This window comes from Parabacteroides johnsonii DSM 18315 (genome assembly GCF_025151045.1).
GTDB classification, from domain to species: domain Bacteria; phylum Bacteroidota; class Bacteroidia; order Bacteroidales; family Tannerellaceae; genus Parabacteroides; species Parabacteroides johnsonii.
This window is the reverse complement of the sequence record NZ_CP102285.1, coordinates 3,325,853-3,349,022: the sequence shown is the minus strand read 5'-3', so window position 1 is coordinate 3,349,022 and position 23,170 is coordinate 3,325,853. Positions and strand designations below refer to the sequence as shown.

At 43.6% G+C, this 23,170-nt stretch carries 17 protein-coding genes; 14 read left to right on the top strand and 3 right to left on the bottom strand.

Features of this window, described 5'->3' with window-relative positions; all coding sequences use genetic code 11:
- Positions 1 to 5: 5 nt before the first annotated feature.
- From NQ564_RS14015 to NQ564_RS13990, 6 genes are all read left to right on the top strand, one after another.
- A complete protein-coding gene (locus tag NQ564_RS14015) occupies positions 6 to 575 on the top strand; it encodes an RNA polymerase sigma-70 factor (RefSeq protein WP_008146207.1) in 570 nt (189 codons plus the stop codon).
- Positions 576 to 885: 310 nt separating this feature from the next.
- Positions 886 to 1,827 (top strand): FecR family protein, encoded by a 942-nt coding sequence (locus NQ564_RS14010; protein ID WP_008146206.1) that lies wholly within the window; start codon positions 886 to 888, stop codon positions 1,825 to 1,827.
- A gap of 212 nt (positions 1,828 to 2,039) precedes the next feature.
- Positions 2,040 to 5,351: a TonB-dependent receptor gene (locus NQ564_RS14005; RefSeq protein ID WP_227963162.1), complete on the top strand. Its 3,312-nt coding sequence runs from the start codon at positions 2,040 to 2,042 to the stop codon at positions 5,349 to 5,351.
- 17 nt (positions 5,352 to 5,368) lie between these two features.
- Positions 5,369 to 6,850, top strand: coding sequence for a RagB/SusD family nutrient uptake outer membrane protein (locus NQ564_RS14000; protein WP_008146203.1), 1,482 nt, complete (start codon positions 5,369 to 5,371; stop codon positions 6,848 to 6,850).
- A 14-nt stretch (positions 6,851 to 6,864) separates the two neighbouring features.
- The gene (locus NQ564_RS13995) at positions 6,865 to 8,244 is read left to right on the top strand and encodes an FAD-dependent oxidoreductase (RefSeq protein WP_039848017.1); all 1,380 of its coding nucleotides are present in this window, start codon (positions 6,865 to 6,867) and stop codon (positions 8,242 to 8,244) included.
- A gap of 137 nt (positions 8,245 to 8,381) precedes the next feature.
- Positions 8,382 to 11,078, top strand: coding sequence for a glycoside hydrolase family 2 protein (locus NQ564_RS13990; protein ID WP_008146199.1), 2,697 nt, complete (start codon positions 8,382 to 8,384; stop codon positions 11,076 to 11,078).
- A gap of 84 nt (positions 11,079 to 11,162) precedes the next feature.
- Here NQ564_RS13990 and NQ564_RS13985 read toward each other — a convergent pair whose 3' ends face one another.
- Positions 11,163 to 12,932, bottom strand: coding sequence for a T9SS type A sorting domain-containing protein (locus tag NQ564_RS13985; protein WP_008146197.1), 1,770 nt, complete (start codon positions 12,930 to 12,932; stop codon positions 11,163 to 11,165).
- Positions 12,933 to 13,004: 72 nt separating this feature from the next.
- On the opposite strand from NQ564_RS13985, the gene hflX reads away from it, so the two are divergent.
- Complete coding sequence (gene hflX / locus NQ564_RS13980; RefSeq protein WP_008146196.1) at positions 13,005 to 14,216, top strand: GTPase HflX; 1,212 nt, start codon at positions 13,005 to 13,007, stop codon at positions 14,214 to 14,216.
- Entirely contained in the window at positions 14,213 to 16,210 is a 1,998-nt protein-coding gene (locus tag NQ564_RS13975) for a DUF4954 family protein (protein ID WP_008146194.1), read from the top strand. Before hflX ends, NQ564_RS13975 begins: the two co-directional genes overlap by 4 nt.
- On the opposite strand, the gene xerD is transcribed toward NQ564_RS13975, so the two are convergent.
- Together xerD and NQ564_RS13965 are read right to left on the bottom strand one after the other, a co-directional pair.
- Positions 16,207 to 17,112 carry a site-specific tyrosine recombinase XerD gene (gene xerD, locus NQ564_RS13970; RefSeq protein ID WP_008146192.1) on the bottom strand — a complete coding sequence of 302 codons (906 nt, stop codon included), beginning with the start codon at positions 17,110 to 17,112 and terminating at the stop codon, positions 16,207 to 16,209. The two genes, NQ564_RS13975 and xerD, sit on opposite strands and share 4 nt — an antisense overlap.
- 103 nt (positions 17,113 to 17,215) lie before the next feature.
- On the bottom strand, positions 17,216 to 17,347 hold the full coding sequence (locus NQ564_RS13965) for a hypothetical protein (RefSeq protein WP_021862341.1): 132 nt from the start codon (positions 17,345 to 17,347) through the stop codon (positions 17,216 to 17,218).
- A 78-nt stretch (positions 17,348 to 17,425) separates the two neighbouring features.
- Here NQ564_RS13965 and aroQ point away from each other — a divergent pair, with 78 nt between their 5' ends.
- From aroQ to NQ564_RS13935, 6 genes are all read left to right on the top strand, one after another.
- Positions 17,426 to 17,845 (top strand): type II 3-dehydroquinate dehydratase, encoded by a 420-nt coding sequence (aroQ, locus tag NQ564_RS13960; protein ID WP_008156574.1) that lies wholly within the window; start codon positions 17,426 to 17,428, stop codon positions 17,843 to 17,845.
- A gap of 293 nt (positions 17,846 to 18,138) precedes the next feature.
- Positions 18,139 to 19,590, top strand: a complete 1,452-nt coding sequence (gene pyk / locus NQ564_RS13955) for a pyruvate kinase (RefSeq protein WP_008146186.1) — start codon at positions 18,139 to 18,141, stop codon at positions 19,588 to 19,590.
- Positions 19,591 to 19,674: 84 nt separating this feature from the next.
- Entirely contained in the window at positions 19,675 to 20,298 is a 624-nt protein-coding gene (locus tag NQ564_RS13950) for an O-methyltransferase (protein WP_008146184.1), read from the top strand.
- A gap of 13 nt (positions 20,299 to 20,311) precedes the next feature.
- A complete protein-coding gene (rbfA, locus tag NQ564_RS13945; protein WP_008146182.1) occupies positions 20,312 to 20,647 on the top strand; it encodes a 30S ribosome-binding factor RbfA in 336 nt (111 codons plus the stop codon).
- Positions 20,648 to 20,658: 11 nt separating this feature from the next.
- On the top strand, positions 20,659 to 21,894 hold the full coding sequence (locus NQ564_RS13940) for an FtsX-like permease family protein (protein ID WP_021862342.1): 1,236 nt from the start codon (positions 20,659 to 20,661) through the stop codon (positions 21,892 to 21,894).
- A 94-nt stretch (positions 21,895 to 21,988) separates the two neighbouring features.
- Entirely contained in the window at positions 21,989 to 22,945 is a 957-nt protein-coding gene (locus NQ564_RS13935; RefSeq protein WP_008146174.1) for an Rpn family recombination-promoting nuclease/putative transposase, read from the top strand.
- Positions 22,946 to 23,170: the final 225 nt, after the last annotated feature.

Genomic DNA, 23,170 nt, shown 5'->3' with positions numbered 1-23,170 from the left:
TATGTATGAAAGGTGGATCCGAGATATATTCTTTTAATCAGTTGTTTACTGACTATAAAGGTCGTTTTGTCCATTTTGCCAACACATATGTAGGCGATAGTATGGTTGCAGAAGATATTGCGATCGAAAGCCTGATGTATTATTGGGAAAATAGGGGAAAACTTGCACCTGACTCGAATGTCCCGGCCTATATCCTGACCGTTATCAAACACAAATGTCTGAATTACCTGCAACGTTTGCGTACGCGGGAAGAAATAGTCGAGTATTTGAAGGACTGCGACACTTGGGAATTGAACCTGCGCATCGCCACCCTCGAAGCCTGTAATCCTGAAAAGCTGTTCTCCGACGAGTTGCAGTCGCTTGTCGACAAGGCGTTGGAAACATTACCTGAACAAACACGTGACATTTTTGTCCGCAGCCGCTACAACAACCAAAGCCATAAGGAGATCGCAGCAGCCTTGGACATCTCGACGAAAACAGTGGAGTTCCACATTACCAAGGCCTTGAAAGTTTTGCGTGTAGCCTTAAAAGATTATTTCCCTTTACTGGCTTTTTTTCCGAGATTCTTTTGCTGATACTTGCCTGTCGACAATTGTCGGCAAGCCTGCTTATAATTGTCGGCAAGTTTGCTGACAGTTGTCAACAAGCGTGCTGACGGTTGTCGACAGGCGATTACTCGACGGAAAAATCCCGATACTTGGAGAGTAAATCGGAATACTTGGCAGGTAAATTTCAAATACACGGTGTCCGACCAGAATTATTAGCCTACTGTTTTCGCTTTCCTTTGGCTCTGTTTTTTACGTTATGAAAATTTTTTCAAAAAAAGTTTCCTTTTCCGTTAGGGATATTTCCTGCTTATTTGCTTTATAAACAGAAACGGAAAAAATGGAAAAAGAAACACTATATAAATTCTTTGACGGAAAAGCTTCTCGTGAAGAGAAAGAAGCTGTCCGTATCTGGCTGGAATCCTCTCCCGAAAACGAGCAAATGCTTTTCAGAGAACGAGAGTTTTTCGATGCGATGATTCTGTCGGGTAGCACGAAGTCGGCTGGGACGGAAAAGAAATCCCGTCCTTTTTACCGGACTGTCTTGTTCGAAGCCATGAAGATTGCTGCCGTGTTTGCTATTACTGTCGCCTGCGGAACGTATTTCTATAAGTCGGAAATCAGGAAGATAGGAGAGGCAATGAATACGATCAAGGTTCCTGCCGGTCAGCGAGCCAATCTGACTTTGCCGGATGGTACGAACGTCTGGCTGAATGCCCGTTCCGAAATGTGTTATCCTGCTGCCTTTACGGGCAATAAGCGAGAGATAACTCTGGATGGAGAGGCTTATTTCGAGGTGACTCACAATGATGACAAACCTTTTGTTGTTCAGACTAACAAGTGTAATGTCGAGGTACTGGGGACAAAGTTCAACGTGGAAGCATATAGCGACTCTGAGGATTTCTGCACGTCGCTGATGGAAGGCTCGGTACGGGTGTCGGATAAAGGGAATCCGTCGGAGAGCTTGGTCTTGGCACCTAATCAACAGGTTTCTTGGATCAACGGACATTTGCAGTCGAAACCGATTGCGGATTTTGATCCTTTCCGTTGGAAAGAGGGATTAATTTGTTTTAAGAGTATGCATTTTAAGGAGTTGATGTCTCGTTTTGAAAAATGCTACGGTATACATATTATTATAGAGAACCCTAAATTAGCCGATTATATCTGTAGTGGTAAATTCCGGATATCGGACGGTATAGACAAGGCACTGCGTATTCTGCAAAAAGATGCCAAATATACGTTTGAACGGAATAAAGATGAATCGGTCATCTATATAAAGTAATGTCTAATCTTAAAATATAATGCCTATGATAAAGGAGAAAGGTTAACCTTTTATTGAGAAAAATGCCGACAAGTGTCCCCACACTTATCGGCATAGCTTAACACAATTATTTAACTGTATTAATAAACTTTATTTCCAAAGATATGAATAAAAAATCTTTGTCGATGTCTTATTCTGTAAAAAGATCTCGATGTAAACAATTTTTTAGAGTCATGAGAATAACCACTTTGTTATTATTCGTGTTCATTTTCTGCATGCACGCAGAAAACTCCAGTTCTCAGAATGTAAATGTTACGATCAAAAGAAGTAACACCGAACTAGAGAATGTGTTGAACGATATTGAGAAACAAACTGATTATCTGTTTATTTACAACAAGTTTGTGAATGTGGACAGAAAAGTGTCTGTTAATTTGAAGAAAGCCTCTCTGGAGGAAGTCTTGGCAAATCTGTTCGCCGGAACGGATGTGAAATATTCTGTCGATGGTTCATATATATTACTGTCCGCAGGTGGAACGACGACTACAATCCCTTTGTCAGCACAGCAGGGTAAAACGGTTAGTGGTGTGATTACGGATATCAATGGTGAGCCTATTATTGGTGCCAACGTGGTCGAAAAAGGTTCAGAATCAGTTGGAACAGTGACGGATGTCGATGGTAAGTTTACCTTAGCATTGGACAAGCCTACTGCAACGTTAGTCGTGTCTTACATCGGTTATCTGACTAAGGAAGTGCCTGTAGGTAGCCAGTCTGTTTTGAAGATTATCTTATCCGAAGATACCCAGAATTTGGAAGAAGTGGTTGTGATCGGTTACGGTTCGGTAAAGAAAAGCGACTTGACCGGTGCTGTCGGTTCCATTCAAGTTGATAAGGTGCAGGGAATCAGCGTGAAATCCGTAGACCAGATGTTGCAGGGACGTACGTCCGGTTTGTATATGGTGCAGAATTCAGGAATGCCGGGTGCAAGTTCTACTGTCCGTATCCGTGGAGGTAACTCTATTTCTGGTGGTAACGAACCGTTGTATATCATTGATGGTATGCCTGTTTATCCGAGTGCGGATGCAAGCCAGACGGCATTAAGCCCGCTGAACTCGATCCCGACATCGGATATTGAATCGATAGAAGTTCTGAAAGATGCTTCTTCGACAGCTATTTACGGTTCCCGTGGTGCTAACGGTGTTATCATAGTAACAACCAAAAAAGGTAAAAGTGGAAAAACCTCTGTTGCGTTTGATGCCTACTGGGGCATTCAGAATATCTATAAGAAATACGACTTGCTGGATTCCCGCTCATTTGAGAGACTGGCAAATGAGGCATTGGTAAATTCAGGTGGTGCAGCGATTTATGATGAAAGCCTGATTCCTGCTACAACGGATTGGCAGGATTTGACATCCAATAAGAATGCTCTGACGCAAAACTACCAGTTGACTGTTTCTGGCGGTAATGATAAAACGACTTTCTTGACTTCTTTCAATTACTTCGATCAGGAGGGCGTCATCAAAGCATCCGAAATGAAAAAATATGCTTTCCGGGCCAATATCGATCATAAGATTTCTTCAACAATAAATTTAGGGTTGAGTTTGACGATGACGAAGGTTGATAATAACCGTGTCGGAAATTCTGTTTTGCAGTCTCGTTTGACTACGCCGCCGAATTTGCCTGTGATGCAGGATGACGGAAGTTATACGTTTAGTGACAACAATGGTGTCATTACATTCGACAATCCGGTTGGAGTTATAAACGAAAAGGTGGATTGGCATACCAGTTTCCGCTCATTAAACAATGCATTTGTTGAGTGGAATATAATTAAAGGACTGAAGTTCAAATCTTCTTTTGGTATTGATATCGATTATGCCACTAACAAAAGTTATAATCCCCGTTCTGTCTATTCCGGTAGCCAAAAAAGTGGAGAAGCCAAAAAAGTATCTAATAACACTTATACGTGGATTAATGAAAATATCTTGACTTATACGAATACATGGGGTGTACACTCTTTTACGGGTATGGTCGGATATACGCAACAGCAATCGACTTATGATGGTTTTAATGCCGGTTCTTATGGTTTCTTGAATGATAATTTGCAGATGAATAATTTAGGATCGGGTACGACTTATACGGCTCCGGGGTCTGAAGTTAAGAAATGGGCTTTGAACTCTTATCTGGCCCGTGTTAACTACACTGTGAATAATAAATACTTATTGACTGCTTCTATTCGTGCAGACGGTTCATCCCGTTTTGGTTCGGACAACCGCTGGGGATATTTCCCTTCTGCGGCTTTGGCATGGAGAGCTTCTGAAGAACCTTTTATTAAAGATTTGAATATCTTTAGTAATTTGAAACCTCGTGTAAGTTTCGGTATCACAGGTAACCAAGATGGAATTGGTACTTATCCGGCGTATGCTTTATTGGGCTCGAATGGTTATGTGGCAGGTGGAGATAAGGTGACTGGCTATTATCCGTCGCAAGTTGCCAATACGAATCTGAAGTGGGAAACAACTTCCCAGTTCGATGCCGGTATCGATTTCGGTTTCTTTAATAATCGTTTGACTGTAGTTATCGATGGTTATTACAAGAAAACCCGTGACTTGCTGTTGAAAGTGAAAGTGCCGGGGTCTTCAGGTTTCTCTTCTGGCCTGAAAAATATTGGAGAAGTCGAAAATAAAGGTTTTGAATTGGCTATCAATGCAACACCGATTGAAGGTGATTTTACTTGGAATACGAGTTTAAACCTTACTTATAACAAGAATAAAGTATTGGATTTGGGTGATGTCTCGTTTATTTATCCAAGCCAGCCGGGCCAGGATGAAACCGGAATACATTTAGGACGTATCATACAGGTCGGACAACCTTTAGGAACGTTCTACGGATATGTGTATGACGGACTTTTCAGTACGACGGATGATATAGCTTCTTCTGCCCAGCCGACCGCTAAACCGGGTGATATTCGCTATAAAGATATTAGCGGCCCGGATGGCGTTCCTGACGGAGTGATCAACGACCTTGACCGTACGATTATCGGTTGTGCACAGCCAAAACTCTTTGGAGGATTCAATAACACATTCTCTTACAAAAATTTTGATTTGAATGTAAATACGATTTTTACGATCGGAAATGATGTTTATAATGGTACGAGAGTTACTATGGAGAATATGCAGGGATCAACAAATATGTTTGCTTCAACAATGAATTATTGGACGCCTGATAATCAAAACGCTCCGTTGCCACGTCCGCTCCGTTCAAAGGCTGTGATGCGTGTTTCCAACCAATATGTGGAAAACGGTTCTTATTTGCGCTTCCAGAATATTACGTTAGGTTATAATGTACCTGCTGAGTTTTTGAACTTTACAAAGTATGTATCGGGATTACGGGTGTATGCGTCTTTGCAGAATTTCTTTACAATAACAAGCTATTCCGGTGATAACCCAGAAGTTAGTAAATATGGTCAAGATAACTTGGGAGCCGGATATGATGCATTCTCTTATCCATTTGCAAAATCTGTATTGTTTGGTTTGAATGTTAAATTCTAAAAGAGTCTAAGTAGTTTATGAAAAAAATAGCATTTATAATATTGAGTTCGCTCATGATGAGCTCATGTACGGATATGGATCTGATACCGGAGTCCAATCTGAGTCCTGAAAACTTCTTTAAATCCGAAGAAGATGCAACTGCTGCTGTCTATGGAACGTATTCTGTTTTTACTGATAATGATATTTATAATCAGTTTTGGGAAGTATTGCAAAGCCAGGGAACTGATGATTGCGAGTGGAGTGGTGGTCGCACAACGACCAACCTGGACAAAAATGCTTTAGATAAATTTGAGTATGATGGAAATACGAATTTGGTTTATTCCGTTTGGATTAAGCACTATGTCGCAGTTAATCGCTCTAATTTCGCAATAGAAAATATTTCGAATATGGGGAACGACCAGATAAAGGATGATGCCAGAAAGAGACTGATTGGAGAAGCTAAATTTTTACGTGCATTAGCCTATTTTAATTTGGTCCGCGTATACGGAGGAGTTCCTTTAGTATTGAAACAAACTACTTCGTTGGATGGTTTGGAAGTTCCCCGGAATACAGTTGACGAGTGTTATGAACAGATTATTTCAGATTTGCAAGAAGCGAAATCTGTTCTTCCTACTATCGATCAACTTCCGGAAGGATACTTAGGACGGGCAACGAAAGGTTCCGCTTCTGCTATGTTGGCAAAGGTGTATTTGACTCGTGAAGATTACCAAAATGTAGTGAAGGAGACATCTGAAGTAATGCAGATGGGTTATAAACTATGGGATAACTATGCTGATAACTTTGATGTAGAAAAAGAAAATGGACAGGAATCTATTTTTGAAATTCAGTTTAAACGAAATACACCGGGTGTGTCTGGTAGTAATTATAACGGATATTACCGTCCTCCTTTCGTAAATATAAACGGATGGGTAGGATATGGTGATGACCCTGTGACCCGTAATCATTATGAATGTTACGAGGAAGGTGATTTGCGTCGGGATATAAATGTTCGTCTTTATACGAAAGAAGAGTATCCGAATATGTCTTCCAACTATGAGTTTCCTTGTTATGTAAATAAATTTCAGGATCCTTCGCCGTTGGCTGTAAGATCTCAAGGAGGGGAAAATAATTATCCGATATTACGTTATTCGGACGTCTATTTAATGCGTGCGGAAGCCTTGAATGCAATTAATACTTCTGATGCAGAGGCGTATGAGTGCTTAAATGTCATACGTCGTAGGGCTTTTGGACTTAATATGAACGAGGCTTCTGCTATTGATATTAAGCCTGGATTGAGTAAAGAAGATTTTTTGGATGTAATTCTTTTGGAACGTCGTAAAGAATTTGCATTTGAAGGACAACGTCGTTTTGACTTGGTACGTACGCATAAGTTGAAGGAAGCCATGATGGCACAGAATCCGACTATTGGTGCTGTGGTAGAGGAAAAACATTATCTGTTGCCTATACCTGTGACAGAATTGGATGCAAATAAGTTATTGGAGCAAACTCCAGGATGGTAAATAAGTATTATTATATGAAGAGAAGAAATTTTATCAGAAACATAAGTTCTTTAGGCTTGGCATCTGTAGCGATGGGAACATCTTTTGCTGCAGAAAGTCCCCAAAATAGCGACTCTCCGGGAAAATCGAAAATACCGGTATATGATGAGTGGGACGTGATAGTTGTGGGAGGAGGACCTTCGGGATGTGCTGCGGCTACGGCTGCGGCACGCGAAGGTGCCAAAACCTTGTTGATAGAAGGAACTGGTGCTTTAGGTGGAATGGGGACTTCTGGCTTACTGAATGCGTGGTGCCCTTTTACGGATGGTGAGAAGATTATTTATAAAGGAATTGCGGAACGGGTTTTTTCCGAATCAAAGAAAGGTGTTCCTCATATTCATTATGATAATTGGGTGCCTATAAATGGTGAATATCTGAAAGTCGTGTATGATGATTTGGTAACCACTGAAGGCGTATCAGTTCTCTTTTTTACAACAATGGCTGCTGTCGAAATGAAACGTAAAGGTGTTGTCGATGCGATAGTTGTTGCCAATAAAGCCGGATTGTCAACTTACAAGGCGAAAGTTTTTATAGATTGTACGGGTGATGGTGATCTCGCGGCTTGGGCTGGTGCTGATTTTGTAATGGGAGATGAAAGTGGTTCCGTACAAGAAGGTACTCTATGTTTTACCTTGTCGAATGTCGATCCTTATGAGTTTTCTTTAATAGGAAATGTTCATACTAACCGAGCGAATAGCCCGATTCATTCTATTTATGGTAATCCCAAATACCCGTTGGTGAAGGATAAGCATATGAATGACAAGTTGATCGGACCAGGTTTCTTAGGGTTTAATGCAGGGCATGTGACTGTCGATAGTACTGATCCTGCTTCTTTGACTGAAGCTATGATGAAGGGGCGTAAGCTGGCTCGACAATTGCATGAAGGATTGGTTGAGTTTGAACCAAAGTCATTTGGTGCTTCTTTTTTGGCAAGCACGGCTAATTTGATGGGAATTCGGGAAAGTCGCCGAATAAAGTGTGATTATACATTCACATTAGAGGATTGGCTGGCTCGTAAGGAATTCGAAGATGGAATTGGGCGCAACTGTTATTATATTGATGTCCATAAACAGGATGCAACCGTGTATCCTCGCTATAAGAAAGGAGAATCTCATGGAATCCCCTTTAGTTGTCTGACTCCTGCAGGTTTGAAAAATGTTATGGTTGCAGGACGTTGTATCTCGACGGATTCCTATGCTCATGGTAGTCTGCGTGTGATGCCACCGTCGCTTGTAACAGGCGAAGCAGTTGGTGTTGCTGCCGGTCAGATTTGTAAATCCAAATCTCCTGATATTCACAATGTCGATATTCAGCAGTTGAGAAAAAGGTTGAAAGAAGTCGGTCAGTTGATCTGATGTAAGTTGGATACCCGTCTGTTATTTCCTGGTTTAAAAGGATCGGCAGACGGGTATATTATGTCTTGGATCGAGGATATATATCGATAAAATATTTGTACATACTGTTTTAAAGTTTTAATTTGACTATTGTAAATATGAAACAAATCGTTCTGATTCTATTTTTATGTATTGCAGGCTGTTCTTTTGTATGGGGGCAGGATGTGAATTATTATCGTAATCCTGATAGGATTTATCTGGATTCAAAAGATGGACACCAAGGTGCATTCCTTTGGAAAATGAAGAAGGCCGGAGATGTTACAGCAGGTGCGGAAGCTGTGTCGAAGCCCGGATATGAGACAGGTGACTGGATGCCGGCGGTTGTTCCGGGTACTGTACTTAATTCTCTTGTATATAACAAAGTATATCCCGAACCTTATTATGGATTGAATAATAAACTGACAAGTAATGTCATTCCGGACTTGTCTGTTGCCGGACGTGATTTTTATACTTATTGGTTCCGTACCGATTTTGTCGTTCCTGCTGATTATAAGGGGAAAGTCGTTTGGTTGCAGTTGGACGGGATTAATTATCGGGCGGAAGTCTGGGTGAACGGTCATTTATTGAGTAATATTTCCGGTATGTTTATTCAGGATTATGTGGATATAACAGAGTTTGCTCGTATTGGCGAAACGAACGCTTTAGCTGTGAAAGTCTATCCAGTCGATATGCCTGGAACTGTCAAACAAAAACAGTGGGGAGCTGTTGGAGAATTTCATAACGGTGGTGACGGGAATATCGGGTTGAACACGACGATGCTGATGTCTGTCGGTTGGGACTTTACTTTCTTGGACGGCATACGTGACCGAAATACCGGTATCTGGAAGAGTATATCGTTGTATGCAACCGACAAAGCTGTGATCCGCAATCCGTTTATTCGTTCTGAGCTTGCCAAGCCGGGATATGATAAAGCTGAGGAGACTGTCTCTGTTGAGGTTACCAATCCGACGACAGGTTCGGTCAAATGTGTTGTAGCGGGTGAGATTACAGGTGAAAACATTCGTTTTTCAAAAGAGATAAATCTTTTCCGTGGAGAAACTCGTGAAATAGTCTTTACCCCGGAAGAATTTCCGCAGTTGAAAATTAATAATCCCCGGTTGTGGTGGCCGTTGTTTAAAGGTAAACCGGAATTGTATGAATTGAAGATGACAGTTTCAGTTAAGGGGCAAGTTTCGGATTCGTTGAAGACTCGTTTTGGTATTCGCGAGATTACATCGGATCAGAATACACCAGACAAATCCCGTCAGTTTTATGTCAACGGTAAGAAGATCTTTATCCGGGGAACAAACTGGATACCGGAAGGAATGTTACGGCATTCGGATGAGCGTACTTATGCAGAATTACGCTATACCAAACAATCCGGCGTTAATTTGGTACGTATGTGGGGAGGCGGTATTGCTGAATCCGACTATTTCTTCCAATTGTGTGACGAAATGGGACTGCTGGTCTGGCAGGAATTTTGGCTGACAGGTGATACGAAGCATCCGCACGACCAGGCTCTTTATCTGGCAAATGTGGAATCGACGGTAAAACGTTTGCGGAATCATCCTTCCTTGGCTTATTATGTTTCTTCTAATGAAAGTACGGAAGTGGCAGGCGCAAAGGATCTGATTATGAAATTGGATGGTACACGCGGTTATCAGATGCAATCGGAATGTGATGGTGTGCATGATGGTAGTCCCTACAAGCAAGTGAATCCGATGCAGCATTATGAAAATACAGCCTCGCCGCGTGGAAGCCGTGTGGATGGTTTTAACCCGGAGTATGGAGCGCCAACATTGCCGACCCTTGAAACTCTACGGGAAGTGATGGATGAAAAGGATTTATGGCCGATCAACAAAGAGGTCTGGGATTACCACGATGGAGGAGGCTTCCATTTAATGTCCACCATGTATAAGGATCTTGTCAATAATTACGGATCTTCGCAGTCGATAGAAGAGTTTGCTAAAAAAGGCCAGTTGGTGGGAGCAATGAATTCAAAGACAATTTGGGAAGTTTGGAATTATAATAAGCTGGACTATGGAGATCGCTATTGTTCAGGGTTGTTATTCTGGTATCATAATTGTCCGGTACGCCAGGTATGTGCCCGTATGTGGGATTGGTCATTGGAGCCGACGGCTTCACTATATCATACTCAGAATGCATTGGAACCGTTACATGCGCAGTTCGATTATCTGAAGAATACGGTTTCGGTGTGCAATGATTATTATCAGTCTTTTAAAAATTACAAGGTCAAGGCTGATGTATATGATTTGAACAGTAAGAAGGTCTTTTCCTATTCTCAACGGATTGATATCGGTGAAGATGAGGTGCTGAATGACCTGTTTAAAATTGATTTTCCTTCGGATATAACACCTGTACATTTTATCCGGCTTGGCTTGTCGGATGAAAAGGGGAAAGAAATAGCATCTACGTTCTATTGGCGTTCTAATGCGGCCTATGAAGGAAAGGAAACATTGACAGGGCCAACGTCTTCCGGTTTTGAGTCTTTGAATGATATGCCAGCAGCCCGACTTCAGACTAAGTACAAAACGAAGAAGGTGGATGGACGGTATTATATCGAAGTCTCGTTGAAGAATACTTCTTCCCGGATTGCATTTTTTACACAACTTCAGTTCCTGGATAAAGCGGGCAAGCCTGTTCGCCCTTCATTCTATACGGATAATTTCTTCTCGTTGTTGCCAGGTGAAACAAAACAGGTACTTATCGATACGTCTGTGGATAAAGTTACAGAAGGCGAGTTCTCGTTAACTGTCGGTGGATGGAATGTACAACAGAAAAAATATAAATTGTAATATTTTATATTATACAGAATTATAGGGTAAAGGCAGAATTAAAAGTGCTCCATCTCGACACTTTACATTCTGCCTTTGTCGCATTTATGGAAGGAGCACTTTATAGCGTTTTTGATAGTTGGCGGAATGTATTTGTAAAATGTATATTCCGGAAAGGATGGTAATTGGAATCATCTGTGAACCTTGTCGTATTCTCTTTTGAAGCATGCAGTGCCCCATCATGTTAAAAATTTTGATATATCCTGCTTCCGGGATGTTTTGTAGATGCAGTTGCCCGTCTTTTATGAAAAAATGGAAATCCTCAGCATTGGGGGACTTTATTTCTGTGCTTTGTTTATCGGGATGGGGTTCGGTTATGCTTTTGCTTATAGGGAAGTTTGTTGGGATTATGTTTATTGCTTTTGTTGAGGGGCTGTTGGATGGTATTCTCAATTCGGTCGGTGAGGATGCTTTTACGAAAAAGGCGGCGAAAGGAGGGAGAGCATAGTTGCTGTTGAGAGAATAAGTTTTATAACCGCTTCCGTTATATACATAGATGTTTCCGTCCAAAACAGTATTTTCTTCTATTTGTGATAATACGAGTGGGGAAGGGAATGGATTACCGCATAAATACCAGCCGTAATTCTCTTGATTGCCTGGAGTCACGTTAGAACTTGGAGGGATTGCAATAACTCCTATATTGGCAAAGTTTTCGGGGATGTCGCCGGATCGAGATGAAAAAGATAAGGTTTGGTTTGTCGTTTTCTCATCTAATGCGATCAGGTAGCCTTTGTTCTTTTCGAACAGGGGGATATCGTCGGGACGAACAGGTACGACTTCCCAGTTTCCGGCAGATTGATTGGATGATGCCCGTTTATCGCCATTGTAGGATTGGACATAAAAATAGTTGCCTCCGTCGTTAGGTGTCGCATCCTTTTGTTCAAAGCGGGGATCGATACCGGACGGATAAACGTCGAAAGGAAATGAGATAAAATACCATTTGCCTGATTCTTCAAAAGTTTTATGGAGGGTGACACAGCCGGAAAGAAGTATCGTCCCTTCTGAATTGAGATACGCCTTATTTTCGTATAAGTCCAGATCCTGTAGGATAAATCGATTACCAGGATTGATTTTCAGTGAACCTGAATGGATGGCGATATCTTTGCAATAACTATCCGTCGTTATAGTTACATCCCCTTTTATGAGCGCATTCCTGTGGCGAAGTGGAGGAAGATGCGACCAAAGGATCGTATCATTCCAGTTTCCCATACCGGAGAATAGAGAATATGAAGGGATGTCGCCGTAAGCAAAAGCATATTGCAGGCAGTAATAACCTTCCGTGTTGGAAGAACTGGAAGCAGAAAATAGATCGAATCTTAAAGGTGTTCTTGTTATAGATAGTAAATCGTATTTGCAAGAAGTATTGTCTTTAGATACAGAGAAAAGGGGGCTAACAGGACTTTCATCCTCCCGGTAGATGCGAATGCTCAAGTTGTTACCTTTATTGAGATATCGTCCTCCAAAGAATATTTCGGCTTTGACATCTGTGTATAGAGTCGGGGTATATTGCATAAAGTTGATTCTACTTCCTAAAGACATCCGTAATCCCATTTTCCCTCCTAATTTATCGATGTTGACAGAGGATATATCTTGAATTTGTGTAGCTCCACTGGTCGTATATTCCCAATTATCCCATTCTGAATCCCCGAATGTCTGCAATCTGAACGTATCGGAAACAAGCCTATTCTCATCGCTACCGACAAAACTTTCCCATGAAGACGGATTGGAAATCTGTGCGTGGAGTGGATAAACGGCACCGAAGAATAAAATCTTTATAAGTGCATACTGAACAAAGTGTATGACTTTCTTTTTCATAGTTAATACTATTTTGGATTGATATTATGCGTACAAATATACATAAATAATTGAATTTACTATCTTTGCCGTATGAAAGAATTTATTATATCTGAAGCACAGACAGAAAAGGCAGTTCTCGTAGGGTTGATTACCCCTGAGCAGAATGAACAAAAAGTGAAGGAATATCTGGATGAATTGGCTTTTCTGGCCGATACGGCAGGTGTCGAGGCTGTGAAGCGTTTTTATCAGAAACTGGATTATCCGAACTCCGTGACCTTTGTAGGTTCCGGTAAGTTGCAGGAGATAAAGGAATATGTGGTGGAAAATGAGATCGGGTTGGTGATATTCGATGACGAACTTTCCGCCAAGCAACTGCGTAATATCGAGAAAGAGTTGCAGGTGAAGATTCTGGACCGTACGAATCTGATTCTGGATATCTTCGCCCGACGTGCACAGACAGCCCATGCGAAAACGCAGGTGGAATTGGCTCAATATAAATATATGTTGCCCCGCCTGACCCGTTTGTGGACACACCTGGAACGTCAACGCGGTGGTGTCGGTATGCGTGGGCCGGGTGAAACTCAGTTGGAAACGGATAAGCGTATCATCCTGGATAAGATATCCAAGCTGAAACGGGATCTGGTCGAGATCGATAAGCAGAAAAGCGTTCAACGGAAAAATCGCGGAAAGATGGTTCGCGTAGCTCTGGTCGGTTATACCAATGTCGGAAAGTCCACATTGATGAACCAACTTAGTAAGAGCGATGTGTTTGCCGAAAACAAATTGTTTGCGACACTCGATACGACTGTCCGTAAGGTGATTGTCGACAATCTGCCTTTCCTACTGTCCGACACGGTCGGCTTTATCCGTAAGTTACCGACCGAACTGGTCGAATCTTTCAAATCGACTTTGGATGAGGTACGTGAGGCGGATTTGTTGGTACATGTCGTTGATATTTCTCATCCGACGTTTGAGGAACAGATCGAGGTCGTGAACCGTACCCTGTCCGAAATCGACAAGGCGGAGAAACCGATGATTATGGTATTCAATAAGATCGATGCTTTCACTTTTGTCCCGAAGGATGAAGATGATCTGACTCCGCGTACGCGTGAGAATATCGACTTGGACGAACTGAAACGCACCTGGATGAATAAGATGCAGGATAATTGCATCTTTATCTCGGCTAAGGAACGGACGAATATCGATGCACTCAAAGCCTTGCTGTACGAGCGGGTGAAACAGATTCATATTACCCGTTTCCCTTATAACGATTTCCTTTTCCAACAATATGATGAAGAATGAGTGAGGAATATTTTTTTAGGCATCTGCAATCGGAAGAAATTGTAGATTTGGAGATGAACGGCTGTACAGCCGATAATTGGGAAAACGTAAGGGTTGCCAGTCCTTTTCATGCCGAACACGTTTGCAACGTCCATTTTTCGGGGAGTGTGGCATTGGGCCTTTTTGAAAAGGAATTTACTCTTCCGGGAGGAGTGAAGAAGCATAGTGGTATCCGGAATGCGACTTTGCATAATTGTAAGATCGGCGACAATACGCTGATTGAAAATGTGCACAATTATATCTCCAATTATTTCATAGGCGATGATTGTTTCATACAGAACGTGAATGTGGTGTATGTGGAAGGCAGATCATCTTTCGGTAACAATGTCGAAGTATCTGTCCTGAATGAGACAGGAGGCCGGGAAGTTCCTATTTATAACGGCCTGTCCGCATCATTGGCCTATCTTATAGCCTTGTACCGTCATCGTCCGGCCTTGATACATCGTTTGCAGGCTATGATTGCCGACTTTGCCGACCTGCAGACTGGTAGCTATGGCTTTATCGGTAACCATGTGAAAATAATCAATACGGGGACTGTGCGCAATACTGTAATTGCCGATTATGCGACGGTCGAAAACTGTACTCGTCTTGATAACGGTACGGTCAATAGTAATGAGAATGCCCCGGTATATATTGGCGACAGTGTTATCGCAGAGGATTTTATCATTTCTTCGGGGGCTGTGGTTGCCGATGCCGCCAAGATTATCCGTTGCTTTATCGGGCAGGCTTGCCATGTGACACATAACTTCTCTGCGCATGATTCACTTCTGTTCAGCAATTGCACTTTTGAAAACGGGGAGGCTTGTGCCATCTTTGCAGGGCCTTTTACAGTGTCGATGCATAAGAGCAGTCTGCTGATAGCTGGTATGTATTCGTTCCTGAATGCCGGAAGCGGTTCGAACCAGAGCAATCACATGTACAAGTTGGGGCCCATCCACCAGGGAATTGTGGAGAGAGGTTCCAAGACGACCAGTGATTCCTATATCTTGTGGCCTGCACGTGTCGGAGCTTTTTCTCTGGTAATGGGACGTCACCACCATCATAGTGATACGTCGGACTTGCCTTTTTCCTATCTGATAGAGAAAGACGATGAGACCTATCTGGTTCCCGGTGTGAACCTGCGTAGCGTCGGTACGATTCGAGATGCGCAGAAATGGCCGAAACGTGATAAGCGTACCGACCCGGAACGGCTGGATATGATTAACTACAACTTGCTGAGTCCGTATACTATTTATAAGATGATGAAGGCTGTCGGAATCTTGAAGAACTTGCAAGAACTGGTGGGCGAGACATCCGAAGTCTATTATTATCAGAATACCCGTATCAAAGGTTCCTCTTTGCGTACGGCTCTCGACCTTTATGGCATGGCAATCAATAAATTCTTGGGGAACTCCTTGATCAAACGTTTGGAGGGAACGGATTTCCGTTCTATGGATGAAGTCTGGGCGCAGTTGAGACCGACCTCTTCGGCTGGTCGTGGGGAATGGCTGGATCTGTCAGGGTTGATCCTTCCTCGTGAAGAATTGGACGGGTTGATTGAGAAGGTTGAGGAAGGTGAAATCACTTCACTTGACGCGATAGGAGAGTTCTTTGCAGCCATGCATTCCAATTATTATGATATGGAATGGACATGGGCGTATGATATGTTGGAAGAATATTATGGCGTGAATCTGTCATCTATATCGGCAGCACAGATCGTTGACCTTGTCCGTCGTTGGCAGGACTCGGTGATCGGATTGGATAACCTGCTTTATAAAGATGCAAAGAAAGAATTTTCCCTTACCTTCATGACCGGTTTTGGCGTGGACGGTTCGGATAAGGAGAAACAGGAAGATTTCGAAGGCGTGCGCGGTGCATTCGAAAGCAACCCGTTCGTCACGGCTGTCAAAGAGCACATTGTTGTCAAGAGGGCTTTAGGCGATGAACTGATCGGGCGCATGGAACGGCTGCTCTAATCCCGCGGCTTGCTTCTCGGATGATGTTCCAGTATCTCTTTCCGTAGGAACTGGCGATCGATGTGGGTATATATTTCGGTTGTGGTGATTTTCTCGTGTCCCAACATTTCCTGGATAGCGAGCAGGTTGGCGCCGCCTTCCAACAGATGGGTGGCGAAGGAATGGCGGAACGTATGCGGGCTCACGTTTTTTTTGATACCGGCCATTTCCGTCTGTTGCTTGATAATATGGAAAACCATGATCCGCGATAAAGCCGTTCCCCTCCGGCTCAGGAACAGGATATCTTCGAATCCCTTTTTCACCGGGACATGGTTGCGGTCATACAGGTAGTTTTTGATTTCTTTGATGGCAGTTTCCGAGATGGGAACCAGGCGTTGTTTGCTCCCTTTTCCTTCCACTTTGATAAATCCTTCGTCGAAATAAACGTCCGTGAAGCGCAGCGAGACCAGTTCCGACACGCGCAGTCCGCAGCTATACAAGACTTCGAGCATCGCCCTGTTTCGCTGCCCTTCCGGCAATGTCAGGTCGATCGTGTCCAGGATGCTGTTTATCTCGTTGACAGTTAGAACTTCAGGTAGTTTCAGGCCGATCTTGGGCGATTCTAACAATTCGGTCGGATCAGTTGTTATATAATTGTCCAGGAACAGGAACCGGTAGAAAGATTTGATCCCTGAAATGATCCTTGCCTGTGAACGTGGGTGAATGCCGATATCATGTAGGCGGGCAACAAACTGTTGCAGGTCGTCATATGTGACATCAGCATACTTCTTGCCTTCGCTTTCGACAAAATTTGTCAGTTTGTCAAGATCCGTCAGGTAAGCGTCGATAGAGTTGGCCGAGAGCGCTTTTTCCAGGCGGAGATATGTTTTGTATCGTTCTACTTTATCGTTTTCTTGGTGCATATTTTGATGTATGATTTTAGAGTTATGATGTATGATTGGCGGAAGGCGTTCGTGGGGCTTTGGAAAAAAGTTTCACAGGGCTTCCGGAGTTGAAACAAAAGTTTCAACTGTTTCCTTTGGACGAAACTTTTGTTTCATCCGGGGAAACTTTAGTTTCACTGGCGGGAAACAAAAGTTTCATGCCGATGGAACTTCCGTCAGGTAGGCGGGGAACGAAGGCGGAATCATACTTCATAATTCATAAGTTTTTACTATCTTTGCCGGATATTTCCTGTCCGTAAAAGACAGGGCAAAGGTAATAAATTACGGCAAAATGAAGAAAATTCAGATTATCAACGGCCCCAATCTTAATCTGTTAGGCAAGCGCGAACCGACAGTGTACGGAAATACTTCGTTTGAAGGCTATCTGAGTGAATTGCGTGCCCAATATCCACAATGTGAAATTGCTTATTTTCAGAGCAATGTGGAAGGTGAGATGATAAACAAGATCCATGAGGTCGGCTTCGATTACGACGGGATTATTATGAATGCAGGCGCTTATACGCATACGTCCATTGCTCTCCACGATGCAATAAAAGCTGTAACGACTCCGGTTGTGGAGGTACATATTTCAAACGTACATGCCCGTGAATCTTTCCGTCACGTGTCCATGATTTCCGCTGCTTGCAAAGGAGTGATCTTAGGATTCGGGTTGGATTCGTACCGGTTGGCGGTGGAAGCGGTGATTCAATGAGGAGAGTGTGTCAAATATCGGTATTCATGGGACGCAGACAACCCAGAAGAGCGCAGATTAACGCAGATATTATTAATTATTAGCAAAATAAATCTGCGTCCGTCTGCGTATTCTGCGTCATCCGCGTCCGGTAATATCACTTTGACACACCCTCTTCATGGACAATTAGGAAGGTTTAGAATTTGTTTAGGTAAAAAGAAGTTTAATAAAGGTTTGGCTTTTGGAGTTGAGGATTGGCTGTTTTTTAAATTGTCAATTATCAATTGTCAATTGTCAATTTAAAAAAGGGTTATATGTTAAAGCATACGAAGATTGTTGCTACAGTTTCCGACCAGCGTTGCGAGGTCGAGTTTATCGACGCGTTGTACAAGGCAGGAATGAATGTCGTGCGCCTCAATACGGCTCATATGGCGGAGGAAGGTTTGACCAGAGTCGTTAATAATGTCCGTACGGTATCCAATCGTATCGGTATTCTGATGGATACTAAAGGGCCGGAAGTACGTACGACTACTGCACAGGCTCCTATCCCGTTTAAGACCGGGGAAATTGTTAAGATCATGGGAAACCCGGAAGGAGAGACTTCGCATGATTGTATTTGTGTCTCTTACCGGAATTTTGTCAATGACTTGGGCGTCGGTAGCGATATCCTGATCGATGACGGAGATCTGGAATTGAAAGTAATCGAAAAGAAAGAGGATTTTCTGGTTTGCGAAGTGGAGAACGACGCAACCTTGGGAAGCCGTAAGAGCGTGAACGTGCCGGGTGTACGCATCAATCTGCCTTCCCTGACAGAGAAAGACCGTAAAAATATCATATGGGCGATCGGACACGATCTGGATTTCATCGCTCACTCTTTTGTCCGCAACAAGCAGGACGTGATGGATATCCAGCGTATCCTGGACGAACACAACAGCCCGATCAAGATTATCGCTAAGATCGAAAACCAGGAAGGGGTCGACAATGTGGAAGAGATCTTGGAAGTCGCTTACGGCGTGATGATTGCCCGTGGTGACTTGGGTATCGAAGTGCCGGCCGAGAAGATACCGAGCATCCAGCGTATGTTGATCCGCAAATGTGTCGAAGTGAAAAAGCCGGTGATCGTAGCTACCCAGATGCTTCACTCCATGATCAACAATCCGCGTCCTACCCGCGCCGAAGTGACGGATATCGCCAATGCCATCTATTACCGCACGGATGCCCTGATGTTAAGCGGTGAAACGGCTTATGGAAAATACCCGGTCGAAGCTGTCCAGACGATGACGAAGGTAGCCCGCGAAGCAGAAAAGACAAAGCTCTCTGCCAATGATATCCGCGTCCCTATCGAAGGAAACGATCTGGATGTGACTTCTTTCTTGGCCAAGCAGGCTGTAAAGTCGTCCTCCAAGCTGCATGTGAAAGCTATTATTACGGATAGCTATACCGGACGTACGGCACGTTACCTGGCTGCATTCCGTGGTACTTCCACTGTGTTCTCGATCTGCTACAATCCCCGTGTCATGCGTATGCTGTCCCTTTCTTACGGCGTATGGGCTGTTCACCAGCCTTATAATGACAGCCGCCGTGGCTATTTCTACGATGCGCTGAACGAGTTGATCAAGAGCGGACGTATCACCCGTAACGATATGGTGGCTTATCTGAGCGGTAGTTTCGGTGAAGGTGGCGGTACGAGCTTCCTTGAAATCAATAATGTAGGGAAGGTGCTGGATGCCGGAAGTAATTATCAGTTACCGACGTTTAAGGAGTAAACAAAGATTTATGGTTTGTGATTTATGATTTATGTCCCAGCTGGCAAGTCATAAATCATAAATCATAAATCATAAATCATAAAGATGACAATAGACGAATATATCCTTTCCCATAGCGACGAAGAAGGTGCGCTGCTCTCAGCCCTGAACCGGGATGCGAATGTGAACCTGCTTCGTCCGCGTATGTTGTCGGGGCATTTGCAAGGGCGGATATTGAAGATGTTTTGCCGGATGCTTCGTCCCCGCCGTGTGCTTGAGATCGGTACTTATACGGGGTATGCGACTCTTTGTATGGCGGAAGGGCTGGAAGAGGGCGCTCTGATCCATACGCTTGAGATCAACGACGAGATGGAGGATTTCATCATGAAATATCTGAGACAGTCGCCCCATCAGGATAAGGTACGGGTGCATTTCGGAGATGCCCTCGATATTATCCCGGCGCTTGGTGAAACCTTCGATCTGGTTTTTATCGATGCCGACAAGCGGCTTTACTCGGAATACTTCGACCTTGTTTTCCCGATGGTGCGTGCCGGTGGATTGATTCTTGCCGACAATACGTTGTGGGACGGTCATGTGATAGAAGAGCATCCCACGGATAAACAAACACTCGGTATTCTTAGTTTTAATGATAAAATCAAAGAAGACCCGCGTATTGAAAAAGTTATCTTACCTTTGCGTGACGGCCTCACAATGATCTGGAAAAAATAAAAAGCAAGAAATTATGGAAAGTACAAGACTAAGTAAAATAGAACGTCTCCTGCAGAAGGAGTTGAGTGATATCTTTCAGAAACAGACACAGGCTATGCATGGCATCCTGATCTCTGTCAGTGTGGTACGCGTAAGCCCTGACTTGAGTGTGGCACGTGCTTACCTGAGTATCTTCCCGTCTGAGAAGTCGAAGGAGATGCTTGAGAATATCCGGGCGAATACGAAGGCAATCCGCTTTGACCTCGGACAGCGCATCCGGCAGCAGGTTCGCAAGATTCCTGAACTGACTTTCTTTATCGACGATTCCTTGGATTATATCGAGAACATTGATAATCTGTTGAAAAAGTAAAAAATACTGCGTTGAACTTCCCGTTTTATATAGCCCGGCGTTACCTTTTTTCGAAGAAATCCCACAATGCCATCAATATCATTTCGATGGTATCTGTTTGTGGAGTGGTTGTTGCTACAATGGCTTTGGTATGTGCGCTGTCTGTATTGAACGGGTTTGTCGGACTGGTTTCTTCCATGCTCAGCAACTTCGATCCGGAGTTGAAGATTCAGCCTGTGCAGGGAAAAGTTTTCGATCCGACTCTTCCGGCTGTCCGGGAAGTGAAAGAACTGCCTGAGGTTGCTTTGTTTTGTGAAGTGTTGCAGGACAATGCGCAGGTTCGCTATCGGGACCGCCAGATTACTGCTACAGTGAAAGGTGTAGATGATACTTTCGGGCGCCTGACGCGGATAGACAGTATTTTGGTCGATAGTCGGGAAGGCCGATTTGTCCTGTCCGACGAAGTGGCCAATTATGCTAACTTGGGTGTCGGAACGGCTTTCTCCTTGGGGGTGCGTCCTAATTATGCCGATCCTTTGGAAATTTATGCTCCCAAGAGGAATGAGAAAGTCAATCTCTCTAACCCTGTTGCTTCCCTGAATTTGGAATATGCTTTTGTAGGTGGTGTATATGCCACTAACCAGCAGATGTATGACGAAAACTTCATCCTGCTGCCTTTGTCGATGGTCCGCTCTTTGTTCAGTTATGAGAAGGAAGTTTCGGCGATAGAGTTGTCATTGGTTCCCGGTGCGGATATCCATTCGGTCAAAAGCCGTATAAAATCGCTTTTAGGTGATAATTTTTCGGTCAAGGACCGTTATGAACAGCAGGAAGCCTCTTTCCGGATGATGCAGGGGGAGAAGTGGATGATCTTCCTGATTCTGTGTTTTATTCTGATCCTGGCTCTGTTCAATGTGATCGGTTCGCTATCCATGCTGATGATAGAAAAGAAAGAGGATGTCCGTACTTTACGGAATATGGGGGCGGACGACCGTCTGATCCGTCGTATTTTCCTCTTCGAAGGTTGGATGATTTCCGGGCTCGGCGCTCTGATCGGTATCGTTATTGGATTGGTTCTTTGTCTGTTGCAACAGGAATTAGGTATTATCAAATTAGGCCAGGCAGCCGGCTCCTTTATTATCGATGCTTATCCGGTCCGTGTCGAAGCCGGTGATATCCTTATTGTCTTTATAACTGTCCTCACCATTGGCTTCCTTGCCGCTTGGTATCCCGTCCACTATCTGGGGAAGAAATGGCTCACCCGATAATTATTGGAAGATAAGATATTACAAAAAGATTACGGTTCGTTGTCCATTCATAAATAATATGTATATTTGTGGATGAACTAATAAAACAGTAACTATGAAAAAGGAAGGGTCAGATCTGAAAATCATGGAAGAGATGGAAAGAAAAAAGTTGCAGGACAGGTATATTCGCTTCGACTGGGCCATCAAGCGTTTGTTGCGCCAGAAGGCCAATTTCGATGTGCTCGACGGTTTCCTGACCGTCATGCTGAACGAAGAAATTAAGATCGTTGAAATCCTCGAAAGTGAAGGCAACCAGGAAAGCGCCGACGACAAGTTCAACCGCGTCGATATCAAAGCCTTGAATAGCAAGGGCGAAATCATCCTCGTCGAAATCCAGAACACACGCGAACTGCACTACTTGGAACGCATCCTGTACGGTGTCGCCAAAGCCATCACTGAACATATCTCGATTGGCGAAGGTTACGAGAAAATCAAGAAAGTCTACTCCATCAGCATCCTTTATTTTGATATCGGCATCGGTACAGACTATATCTATCACGGCCAAAATCATTTCGTCGGTGTACATACGGGAGACCATCTGCGTGTCAACACGCGTGAACGGGATGTGATCGTCTCGCATCTTCCCGCCGAAATCTTCCCCGAATATATCCTGGTCCGGGTAAATGAGTTCGACAAAGTGGCTCTCACCCCTTTGGACGAATGGATCGAATACTTGAAAGACGGCACGATCCGTCCCGACACGACTGCACCGGGTCTGAAGGAAGCCCGTGAAAAGTTGAAATACTACTCGATGTCGCCCGAGGAACGCCTTATCTACGACCGCCATATCGACGCTATCATGATCCAAAACGACGTGATCGGCACAGCCAAATTAGAAGGGAGAATAGAGGGAAAAGCAGAAGGAATCGCCGAAGGTGAGGCGAAAGGGAAAGCGGAAGGTCTTGCCGAAGGCATGCGTCAAGTCGCTTCGAAGATGAAAGATACGGGTGTAGATGTTGCTACCATAGTAAAGTGTACCGGCTTAAGCGAAGAAATAATTTTGTCTTTATAAGGGGGCTGTTCATCTCTCAAGCTCTCATGATTTGTACGCAGAAGGCTCGGATATAAGAAAAACTGAACCAAATTGCCTTCACTCTTGTATGATATGATAATCAAAAGGTTTCAAGGTCGGGTGAAGCTGAAATGATTCATATTTGCCAATATGTGAACTTCAATGGTAAATTAAAAACAACCATCATATCATCATGTTTCTTGTGTGAGGATTGGTAACATAATA